Here is an 11,232-nt window from a genome sequence, read left to right as displayed (position 1 = left end):
TTCGACACCTGGACCGAGTTACTCTGCCATGCCGCCTGATTGGATAAAGTCGAGATCAGCCAGTCGGTGCATAATCCCCAAAATAAGCGGTTTCGTCTACCTGCAGCCGTCTACCTCTCCCGAACCCACTTCCCCCAACACGACTATCCAGAGGATCGTCCGACCAGTGCCGTCACGCCATCGGGCTTTGTGCCGCTAGCTATTGGCTCGCTCGCCCAATCGTTAGCAACCCTGGCTCCCTCCCCTGAGGGCAGTGGACAACGAATGCTGCTGGATAATCTTCAGCACTGGTTAGGCCGCCCTACGATCGCCCTGGATGGGGAATTACCCATTACTACTGATGATGTAACCTTTGCGCTTCATATCCTGCTTTCAACGCTCAATCCTGCGGTGGGTGCGCGCCATGCCGTGGTTTCGACGGTTCAATGTGAAGCCGTGGGGCTGACACCGCTGGAACTACAAACTGCCTGGCAACAGCTCGATGGTGTTGGCGTGGCCTGTCCTGGGGATTGGGGTGGCGACCAACGGCAGGCGATCGCCCAAGCCATCCTCGATACCCAATTGGTCGCAAGCGCGAGTCAAATTGATTTTGTTGATGCGGCGATCGCAGCGTTATTGTCGGTGCTACCTGGCCCCACCTCCCCCCTCCTGCTACCGGAACCGTCGTCGAGACCCTCTCTCTGCAATCAGTCCTGGACAGGTAACGTTCTAGTTGTAGCCCGGGGAAGCAGCATGTTGCATCTGGCTGTTATCGCTCTGCCTTCAAATTTGCAAACCCTCCAGCGTCAGCACTGTATCTTAGAAACTCTGCCGATGGTTGATCGACTGCAACTCATAGTGGAACAGTTACATCAAGCCCTAATGACCCTCCTTCAGACGGCAAACCTATCCCCTGTCGAAATTCATCACGTCCTGTATGCCGATGACGTAGACCCCTCGCCAGCGATCGCCCAGTGGTTGAAAAAACAGATTCCAAACGCCACTCACGTGTGGGATAGCGATCGCGCCGCTAATCGTGAAAGTAGTCGCTTAGCCTTCGGTGCGGCGGTTCAAGCGCTTTATGCCCTTTGAGGGTGTTGAAGCGGTGCGTTGCCCTCTAGACTAAAAGTGTGGCGCATTTGTTGAACACCTATGACTCAAAACTCGCCCAACTCACCCCCATCCCAATGGAGCCTGTGTCGATTTCTCCGCACCATGGCTTACTTTGGTGCCGTTCCGATCCTTAGCCAGTTCGACTGGTTTCAACGCCGGTTCGGCAATCCGGCCCACCCCCACGTCGATAGCCCTGCATTAACCACGACCTCGCCTTCATCTAGTTCCACAACCGAACCCACCGTTTTTGACTTCACTACCCAACCCGATCCACAATTCGAGGCCATTTGGGGAGCGTTGGATGACGTGGTGATGGGGGGAGTAAGTGCCAGCAGTTTTCGGAAAGTGGGAGCCTCTGCTGTTTTTGCGGGAACCGTTTCAACGGCAAACTCCGGTGGCTTTGCATCGGTGCGGACTCGCAACTTTGACCCGCCCCTAGATTGGTCGGGCTTTGATGGCGTGAAGCTGCGAGTACGTGGCGACGGGCAACGCTACAAGTTTATGCTGCACCAGGATACCAATTGGGACAGCGTGGCCTATTGCCATTCGTTCGATACCGTCGATCGCGAGTGGATCACCGTTCAAATCCCCTTTACCGCATTCACTCCGGTGTTCCGTGCCCGCACGCTCCCCGATGCTCCCGCACTGAATCTCAGCCGTATTTGTGCCCTGCAGTTGATGCTGAGCAAGTTTGAGTACGATAGTGCGCTGAATCCGACTTTCCAACCAGGCGCGTTTCAGCTCCAAATCGAGCGCATTCAGCTCTATAGCAACTCGTAATTGCGCGATGAACCCATCTTTCGCCCCTACTAATTTCCGGGCTTCAGCAGTTCTGATGAGTCGGTAGAATCGTTCAATACCATAATCGGATCTTGGAAGAGGGGCACAGTGAAGGTAACCGTTGCACCTAGTCCCTCACCCAAACTAAAGAAATTCACGACGCCATCCATTGCCGCTACTAGCTTCTGAGAAATAGCAAGCCCTAATCCCGTACCTCCGTACTGACGCGTGCGGGAACTGTCGATCTGACTAAAATTCTGGAACAGCTTATCCTGTTTTTCCAGCGAAACACCGATGCCCGTATCGGCAACGCTAATTCGCGCAAATCGCCGTTCTTCTCCTCGAACCACTTCTTTTTCCGGCAAAATCTCAGTGGAAATAATGATTTCACCTTCATTGGTAAATTTAATCGAATTCCCAACCAGATTTAGCATCACCTGCAGCAGGCGTTGATAGTCTCCCAAAAGAATGACTGGATCGCGAATATCTGGGGTGCGAACTTCTAGGCTGAGATTCTTCTGCTCCGCCTGTTTACAGGTTCGACGATACACATCCTGCATCAATTCATCTAGATTGATGGGATCGCGGGCTAGATCCATCTTGCCTGCTTCGATCTTAGCGATGTCCAAGATGTCGTTAATAATATTCAGCAGGTGAATAGCAGAACGATAGGCTTCTTGGATAAATTCCTGCTGCTCTTCGGGGTCATCCGCCATTCCGTCTAAAATCAGCTTCAAAAAGCCAATCATGCCGTTTAATGGGGTTCGCAGTTCGTGAGAGGTATTTGCCAGGAACTCACTTTTCAGCCGCGATGCTTCTTCGGCTTGCTGGTGGGCTTCTTCTAGGGAGATGTTTGCACGCTGGAGTTCTAAGTGTTTCTGTTGTAACGATGTGTTGGCTCGCTGCAATTCCGCCGCTAAGCTCTGAGACTCGGCAAACACCGTGGCATGGGCGATGTTGGTGCCAATTTGGTCTGCCAGATCCTGAACAATCTGTAAATCTCCTTGCATCCAGGTCGGACTTGGACTGGCAACATGCATCAAAATCAGGCCATTAGACTGCTCTTTGTGGTACGTTGCAACGGCAAGGACTGAACCGGATAAATCGCTGAGCCCGATCGCCGCTGCGGATAAAATTTGCGGTTGTCGCTCTTGAAGTACAGCCCAGAGGGGACTTTGTTCATCCAGTTCAATCTCAGACGCCAGCATGGAATCCAACGCTGGGCGATGAAATTCAGCGACGACGTTCAAGATGGGATCATCGGGCTTGTAGTGGCACAGTAAACAGCGATCAAGAGCAAGCAGATCCCCCAGCCCATCGACCGTTTTTTGATGAATAGTGTCTAGATCCAGCGATCGCCCGACATCGCGGCTCACGTAGGACAGAAGCTTGCGTCGGTGCTCAGGGCTGAGGGGAGGCGCAATCCGACCCAGTTGATCGACCAGGGCAAAGGCATCGATTTTCTTCACTTCATTGACCCATTCTCCAGACACCATTGCGATGGGCAGGGACGGATGGGGCATCAAGACGGGGCTAATGGTGAGATCAAACACCAAGTAGCGATCGCCACATTGAAATGGGTAGCGAAATTGCTGCGGTACAGAATATTCAACGACGTACTGCAAGCGCTCCAAATACGGAGCGGCAATCGCTGGGGCGAAATCGGTTTCTAGTGGATGGCCAACCAATGCATTAGGAGACAGGCTCAATTGATTGCAGTACTTGCAGTAGAACGATAAGCATTGTCCCCCTGCATCTTGAATGAGGACCAGATCTGGATAGTGCTTGTCTGCCGATGACAGCTCAGAGGCGGTTGCAAATCTTTGGGAATCAGAGAGAGTCACGGGCAACTATGTATCATCACTGGAGAGAGACTGCATTCTCTTACGGAGCCAGAATGCGAAACGATTACAAAGTACGTTTTGCACATTCTAACGAACGGCGATCGCAAAGCCAATGGCCATCACCCTCCAGACCCACCAGGGAACTACTCAGGACTTAGGCTCGTAGTATTGTTCCGGTTAGGTATCTGAAGAACGCAAGCGTACGTCATTAATCGTTCCACTCGCCCCGGGGCGGAACCGGAGGATTTCGGCGAAAGGTTTGGGTGAGTTCGTCATCACGACGGCTGGTTCCCAAAAGCCACTGGCGCACAGCGACCTCGATCACCTTGCTCGGATCTTGAGTGAGGTGCTTAATCTGATCGAGTAAATCAGCATCCATCTCAATTGCAAGTTCAACTTTTTCGGACTTTCTCTGATCGCCAGAGGATTGAGTTACGGATTCAGTCATGGGTTAGGCTATCTCTTCAATATTTAAGGTGATCGCGGTATTCTGTCTCATCCTGTCGGGAACGAGTGCAGACTGACGCCATCCCCATTCTATGGCTTGGATGGCGTCTCACTCATGGATGTGTTGTGTTTTCTAGACATACGGACTAGACATACTGGATTTTTAAGAGAAATCCGTGAGGACTCGCGAGAAGGATTACAAAAGGATTACAATACGTTAGGAAACTCAATGCTTGGCAACATTGAGGCGTAGTAATCTGGGAACGAGGATATGGGGGTAGTTCCCGTGGGGTAATGCCCTGGCTCTAACCCTCTAAGGCGTTCCGGCTTCCTGGGGTGACGACGATCAGGTAAATGCGTCACACTAAGAAGTATTGAACCTCTAAGCTACTGTGGATCATCTGAGACCTCGCGAAAGGTTTTGAGGAAGACCTTTCAGCATCAGATGTCTCGAACCTTGGGATTAACCTCAATCCCTAGGAGAATCTGAGCGGCTTAACCCTTGCACTCGTGATATCTTTCGGCTTGGCTAAACTCTGGAACCTGTATGACTGACGTACCTGTCTCTCGCATTCGCAACTTTTCAATCATCGCCCACATTGATCACGGCAAATCGACCCTTGCCGATCGATTGCTGCAAGTCACGGAAACCGTGAGCGATCGCGACATGAAGGCGCAATTCCTAGATTCCATGGATCTAGAGCGAGAGCGCGGCATCACGATTAAGCTTCAGGCCGCCCGCATGAACTACACCGCCAAGGACGGTCAGCAGTACGTTCTCAATCTGATCGACACACCCGGACATGTCGATTTTTCCTACGAGGTCTCGCGATCGCTCGCCGCCTGTGAAGGGGCGTTGCTGGTGGTTGATGCCTCTCAGGGGGTAGAGGCGCAGACCTTGGCGAACGTGTATTTGGCGCTAGAACACAACCTCGAAATTATTCCCGTACTCAATAAAATTGACCTCCCTGGAGCTGAGCCAGAGCGGGTCAAGAGCGAGATTGAAGAAATCATTGGTCTGGACTGTAGCGGTGCAATTTTGGCGTCTGCAAAAGAGGGAATCGGCGTTCCCGAAATTCTGGAGTCGATTGTGTACTTGGTGCCGCCGCCCCAGGACACCGTCAGTGAACCGCTGCGGGCGTTAATTTTTGACAGTTACTATGATGCCTATCGCGGTGTAATCGTCTACTTCCGGGTGATGGATGGTGTGGTTCGCAAGGGCGATCGCGTCCGGCTGATGGCATCAGGCAAGGAATACGAAATTGATGAACTGGGCGTTCTTTCCCCGACTCAGGTTCAGGTGGATGAACTCCATGCGGGCGAGGTGGGCTACTTTGCCGCAGCGATCAAATCAGTAGAAGATGCGCGAGTCGGCGATACCATTACCCTCGCCAAGTCCCCGGCTCCGGCTCCGCTGCCGGGATATACTGAAGCCAAGCCAATGGTGTTCTGTGGCCTCTTTCCCACGGATTCGGATCAGTTTGAAGATTTGCGGGAAGCCCTAGAAAAACTGCGACTCAACGATGCTGCCCTGCAATACGAGCCGGAAACCTCTAGCGCCATGGGCTTTGGCTTCCGGTGCGGCTTTTTGGGACTGCTCCACATGGAAATTGTCCAGGAACGCCTAGAACGGGAATACGGGCTGGACCTGATTGCGACGGCTCCATCCGTAATCTACAAGGTCAATATGCTAGACGGTAGCGTGGTGATGGTAGATAATCCCAGCCTGCTGCCCGATCCTCAAGCACGCGAAAGTATTGAAGAACCCTACGTTCAGGTGGAAATGATCACCCCTGAAGAATACGTGGGCACGCTCATGGAACTGGGGCAAAGCCGTCGGGGGATGTTCAAGGATATGAAGTACCTCACCCAAGGGCGCACGACCCTGACCTACGAAATTCCCCTCGCAGAAGTCGTGACGGATTTCTTTGACCAAATGAAGTCGCGATCGCGCGGTTATGCCAGTATGGAATACCACCTGATTGGCTATCGCCAGAATCCGCTGGTGAAATTAGATATTTTGATTAACGGCGATCCGGTTGATCCCCTGGCTACCATCGTCCATCGCGATAAGGCGTATTACGTAGGCAAGGCGTTGGTTGAAAAGCTGAAAGAGTTAATTCCTCGCCATCAGTTTAAGATTCCCGTCCAGGCCGCCATTGGATCTCGTGTAGTCGCCAGTGAAAGCATTCCCGCTCTGCGAAAAGACGTGTTGGCGAAGTGTTACGGTGGCGACATCAGCCGGAAGAAAAAGCTGTTGCAGAAGCAGGCCAAGGGTAAGAAGCGTCTGAAGTCGATTGGAACCGTGGACGTTCCCCAAGAGGCATTTATGGCGGTGCTGAAAATTTGATCTTAGTTTTCCTGCGATCGCGCCTTCGTCCTAGGTGATAGAGTAGCGAAGAACCATTGACAATCCATCAGTCAACCGCATTCATGTATTACGTTTCACCGGAACAAGCCCTCGCGATCCGATCGCTCATGCGCGATTGTGGGCAACAGGCCAAGCAAATGGCCGAACAGGGATTCAAAGTCTTTGAGAAAGGCGTAAACGATTACGTCACGACTGCCGATCGCGCCCTCGATCAGCGGTTATCCGCAGAGTTTTCAGCGCTGTTTCCTAAAGACGGCATCGTGACGGAAGAAAACGCCCAGTCTCGCCGCGATTTCCACCAAGAAGGACAGCGCTGCTGGTTTATTGATCCCATCGACGGCACCGAGGACTTTATCCATGCAGGATCGCACTATGCGGTGATGGTGGGACTGGTGGAGGCCGATGTGCCCGTTGCGGGTTGGATCTATGCACCCGCTATCGAACGGTTTTACTACGGGGGCAAAGATTGGGGTCTGTTTCAGATAGCGGGCGATCGTCTCCCAGAAGCGCTAATCCCCACGGAACCACCGCCACTCTCTCCCGATTTTTGCCCGATTATGATTGGCGATCGCGATCGCAACCATTTTGGCGATGTTCTACAATCTGCCATTCCGGGGATTACCTTTCAGTCCCTGGGTAGCTTTGGGCTAAAGGTGATGGAAGTCGTGCGGGGACGTGCCGGACTCTATATCTACCTCAACCGTCGGGTGAAACTGTGGGACACCACAGGCCCCATTGCCCTCGCTAAGGCCGCTGGGTTGGTGTGCTGCGATTTGGAGGGCAAAGCGTTTGAGTTCCATGCCGATGCGGTCGATGGGGACACGCTGACCCACCACCAAACAGTCGTGATTGGCTGGCAATCCTACGTGGATGCGTTGCGGGTGCCCATTGCCAAAGCCGTTGCGCCGTTGATGTGAACCCGTAGGGGCGGGTTTCGCAATCAATCCTCGGTATGGGCGCAAGGTCTACCGTCTAAACCCGTCCGTACCCATCCAGGAGCTACGCCAATTCCTGGGTTACGATTCGGCGCAGGGTTTCGGTTACTTCTGCGGCCATCCGGGCATCCAACTCTCTAGCCTCCTGGTTGGCATCGTTGCAATCCTTGGCGGCGATAAAGGCCAGCGTGAACGATCGCCACATGGACAGATTGCCTGCTGCCCGCGGACGCTGATCAATAAACTGACAGTGGGCGAGATACACTAGTTCGGTACGATCGCGAATGGTGCTGCGCCCAAATCCCAGCTTGGACATAATCACGGGCGATCGCATACTATTGCTCAATCCCAAACGGGCGATCGCCACATCCAGGTAGCGAGCCGTATCCGTGCCACAGGCTCGCACTAGGGACTCCAAACTGGCCCACTGTGCGCCAGGGAACCGCGCCCCTTGGGGAATGTGCAGGTGCCACGCCAGCATCGACATCACCCGCACTAGGTCATAGGTGGAGATGGTGTTACTCTCCACATGACGGTTGGGTTTCGAGGTCAAAATACGGCGCTGAAGGGTGCGATCCCACAACTCCGGCAACGCTAGAAACGCCTCCTCTCCATAGCGTCCTCTAAAAATGAGGCTATTATTACCCGTGACATCCTTCAGCCAGGTTTCCAGTTCCAGCGGCGAACTAAATTTCTTCATCGTGTAGGCCAGCGAATTTGACGTTGCAATCTGGCTACGGTAGCTGACAATATCTACCGCGACATCGTAGAAACTATAGCCACCACTACGCCGCAACGGACGCACCACACAGTTATCCACATCCGATGTCGGGAAGTAACTATTGGCCTTGCTGATCACATTCAGCAGCGGAATCACCTTGGTACTGCTCCACAGTTCCACATTCTTGAGAGCGTCGCGTCCCATCCAGTGGGTATGGACTTGATCATTCACCATGCTGCCCATGCAAAGGCATGCCTGCTGAATATCGGAATGGAGGAATGACAGGGCATTGGCATCAATGGTGGGTATCGTTCGCAGCAGGGGATAGGGATCAAACTGAACAGTGGTCACTCCGTCGGCCAAGATCGTGCTTGCTCCGTAGGACGTGACTTCAATGTTGTCCGGTTTTTCCTTGAGGCGATCGGGATATTTAGAAATGTCGAATTGATAGGGCGAGTTTTGAATGCCGCGATCCAGGAAGGCCAGCTTGGTGGCATCGTATCCGGCTTCCTGCTGAAGATAGTCGTTAAATACTTTTTGGCGATCGCGCGCTTGTTCGAGGAGCAAATCGGACGGGTCAGTCATCAGGAGTGCCTGGGCAAAGGGTTCGTCAATGAGCTGGGTTTGGGCGTTGGGCAAATTCATAAGCTGGGCAAAATCGGCGATCGCCTTCTGGGTACGAGGCCCATACATGCCGTCAATCCAACGCCCGCCGGGATAGAGGCTCAACCCATTGAGGCGAATCTGCATTTCCTTCACCAACTCTGGCAGGTACGGCAGTGCGCTAAAAGGGATAACCAGTGGATCGTGAATGTCCTCCAGCCCGATTCCCCAAACCACGTATTCCATGGGCACCCCGTCCGGAAGTTGCAAAACCTGACTGAGGATCGCCGCCATTTCACCCCGGGCGATCGCCTGATTGGGACGCAGCGATCGCCGATCGGGATAATTCACAATCAAACTATCTTGAATGGCCGCCGCGATCGCGCCCGCCAACGACGATGGCACATCAGCCGCATCATCAAAGTAGAGCGGCAAAATCACTGTTGCGCCGTTGGAAATCGATAACCGTAGCCCAGACACCAGCAATGCCAAAACTTCAGCACGGGTAATGGATGCCTCAGGATGAAACGTGCGATCGGTGTAGGCAGGCATTAGCCCAACTTGATAAACTCGCCGAATATCTGCCGCTGCCCAATGATCGGGAGGCACATCAGGAAAGGCGATCGCCTCTCGAATTAAGTCGAGATCAGGAAAACTTCGGTTGAGGAATGCGGCTAGTTCGGCTCGTGAAAGGGGGCGATCGGGTTGAAACGTCCCGTCGGGATATCCCTTGGCAACGCCGCTCTGGGCAAGCGCATCAATACTATCCCCTGCCCAGTAACCGCCGATATCAGAAAATATCAGCGATTCGGATTCCAATACTGATGAATCCGCCGTCATAGATTCAACCCTCTAGTTTAATTGACCTCGCTTCACGGTAATTCGAGAGCTGGAAAACGGCAGAATCACTTAATGTTTCGTAGCGCAAATTTTGGGGCACTATCGAGCGATTTGGGTTAGATATTGCCTCGATACACCAGTTTTGAGTTTTGAGTTTTGAGTTTCGAGTTCTGAGTTTGGCGTTAAAAATATAGGGCTACGCTGGTTGACTGACATATCTTTTCTAGTAGGTTGGGTGAAACACCGTGGAACCCAACTCTAGCCTTTATTCTGTTGGGTTACGCTAGCGCTCACCCAACCTACGAGAGAATCAGGGTTGTGTGAGTTTTGTCAGTCAATCAGAGGGCTACGTCAGCAATTGTGCCATGAGAGGAAAGTGTAGCAAGGGCAGACATAAGGGACTACACACTACTTCACCGAGATCGAGTTAGGTGCGTCAATGCGTTCGAAGTAGTCCTTGCTACACCATAGCTGTACTGCTGTCATTGCAGGATTACCGGATTTAAAGCTGTTTTACTTCTGAAACCAGCTTGCTCACCACATCCTTGGCACTGCCAAACAGCATGAAGGTTTTGTCTTTGTAGAACAAATCGTTTTCAATTCCGGCAAAGCCCGCATTCATGCCCCGCTTGATGACGATAGTGTGGGCAGCGTGATCGACATCCAGAATCGGCATACCGTAGATGGGGCTGCCTGCGTTGTCCCGCGCCGCCGGATTAACGACATCGTTGGCTCCAATCACGAGCGCCACATCCGTATGATCAAATTCAGCATTGATGTCATCCATGTCATAAAGCTGGTCGTAGGGCACATTGGCCTCCGCTAACAAGACGTTCATGTGTCCCGGCATGCGACCTGCTACGGGATGAATGGCATATTTCACCGTAACGCCCAAGCGATCGAGCTGATCTGCCAGTTCTCGAACCGTGTGCTGCGCTTGGGCAACGGCCATCCCGTATCCTGGCACAATCACCACGGACTTCGCATAGCCCAGCATCATCGCGCCTTCCTCTGGATCGATGGAGTGGACGACGCGATCGCCCACGGCCTCGCCTCCAGCCACGGCACCGCTATCGGACCCAAAGGCGCTAAACAAGACATTGGCCAGGGAGCGATTCATGGCCTTGCACATGATTTGCGTCAAAATCAATCCTGACGCGCCCACCAGCGCTCCTGAAATAATCAGCATGTTGTTGCCGAGAATAAATCCAGCCGCACTCGCCGCCAAGCCGGAATAGGAGTTCAACAGCGAAATCACAACCGGAGTATCGGCACCGCCAATGGGTAGCACGAACAGAATTCCGAGTAACAGTGAGATGCCAATCAGTCCTAGAAAAACCGGAATGCTATCGGGATACAGCAACACATACCCACTGCCGATCAGGAAGGCCGCCAGTAAGGTGATGTTAAACGGCTGCTGAAACGGGAAGGTGATCGGCGATCCTGTAATCAGTCCTTGCAGTTTGACAAAGGCGAGCAAACTTCCGGTAAAGGTGACGCCGCCGATCAATACTCCCAGAATGATGGTCAGGGTTGTATCGGGTGAAGCGGTTTCGCCACTGCTGGTAATTCGCCAAAATTCACCAACGGCAACTAGGG

The 11,232-nt window shown here is 52.9% G+C and carries 8 protein-coding genes; 4 read left to right on the top strand and 4 right to left on the bottom strand.

Features of this window, described 5'->3' with window-relative positions:
- Positions 1-39: 39 nt before the first annotated feature.
- Together IGR76_02795 and IGR76_02790 are read left to right on the top strand one after the other, a co-directional pair.
- Complete coding sequence (locus IGR76_02795; GenBank protein ID MBF2077460.1) at positions 40-1,071, top strand: hypothetical protein; 1,032 nt, start codon at positions 40-42, stop codon at positions 1,069-1,071.
- Between the two features lie 60 nt (positions 1,072-1,131).
- Positions 1,132-1,872: a CIA30 family protein gene (locus IGR76_02790; protein ID MBF2077459.1), complete on the top strand. Its 741-nt coding sequence runs from the start codon at positions 1,132-1,134 to the stop codon at positions 1,870-1,872.
- A gap of 29 nt (positions 1,873-1,901) precedes the next feature.
- Here the strand turns inward: IGR76_02790 and IGR76_02785 are convergent, their stop codons facing one another.
- Together IGR76_02785 and IGR76_02780 are read right to left on the bottom strand one after the other, a co-directional pair.
- The gene (locus tag IGR76_02785; GenBank protein MBF2077458.1) at positions 1,902-3,722 is read right to left on the bottom strand and encodes a GAF domain-containing protein; all 1,821 of its coding nucleotides are present in this window, start codon (positions 3,720-3,722) and stop codon (positions 1,902-1,904) included.
- A gap of 202 nt (positions 3,723-3,924) precedes the next feature.
- Entirely contained in the window at positions 3,925-4,164 is a 240-nt protein-coding gene (locus IGR76_02780) for a hypothetical protein (protein ID MBF2077457.1), read from the bottom strand.
- 546 nt (positions 4,165-4,710) lie between these two features.
- On the opposite strand from IGR76_02780, the gene lepA reads away from it, so the two are divergent.
- Entirely contained in the window at positions 4,711-6,513 is a 1,803-nt protein-coding gene (lepA, locus tag IGR76_02775) for an elongation factor 4 (protein MBF2077456.1), read from the top strand.
- An 83-nt stretch (positions 6,514-6,596) separates the two neighbouring features.
- The gene (locus IGR76_02770; GenBank protein ID MBF2077455.1) at positions 6,597-7,451 is read left to right on the top strand and encodes an inositol monophosphatase family protein; all 855 of its coding nucleotides are present in this window, start codon (positions 6,597-6,599) and stop codon (positions 7,449-7,451) included.
- 82 nt (positions 7,452-7,533) lie between these two features.
- Here the strand turns inward: IGR76_02770 and IGR76_02765 are convergent, their stop codons facing one another.
- Positions 7,534-9,633, bottom strand: a complete 2,100-nt coding sequence (locus tag IGR76_02765) for an S-layer homology domain-containing protein (GenBank protein ID MBF2077454.1) — start codon at positions 9,631-9,633, stop codon at positions 7,534-7,536.
- A 502-nt stretch (positions 9,634-10,135) separates the two neighbouring features.
- Positions 10,136-11,232: NAD(P)(+) transhydrogenase (Re/Si-specific) subunit beta (locus IGR76_02760; protein ID MBF2077453.1), on the bottom strand; the 1,097-nt coding region annotated here is incomplete at its 5' end.

Source organism: Synechococcales cyanobacterium T60_A2020_003 (assembly GCA_015272205.1).
Lineage (GTDB): Bacteria > Cyanobacteriota > Cyanobacteriia > RECH01 > RECH01 > JACYMB01.
Note: the sequence above shows the minus strand (reverse complement) of the source record. Positions and strands in the feature narration are given on the sequence as shown.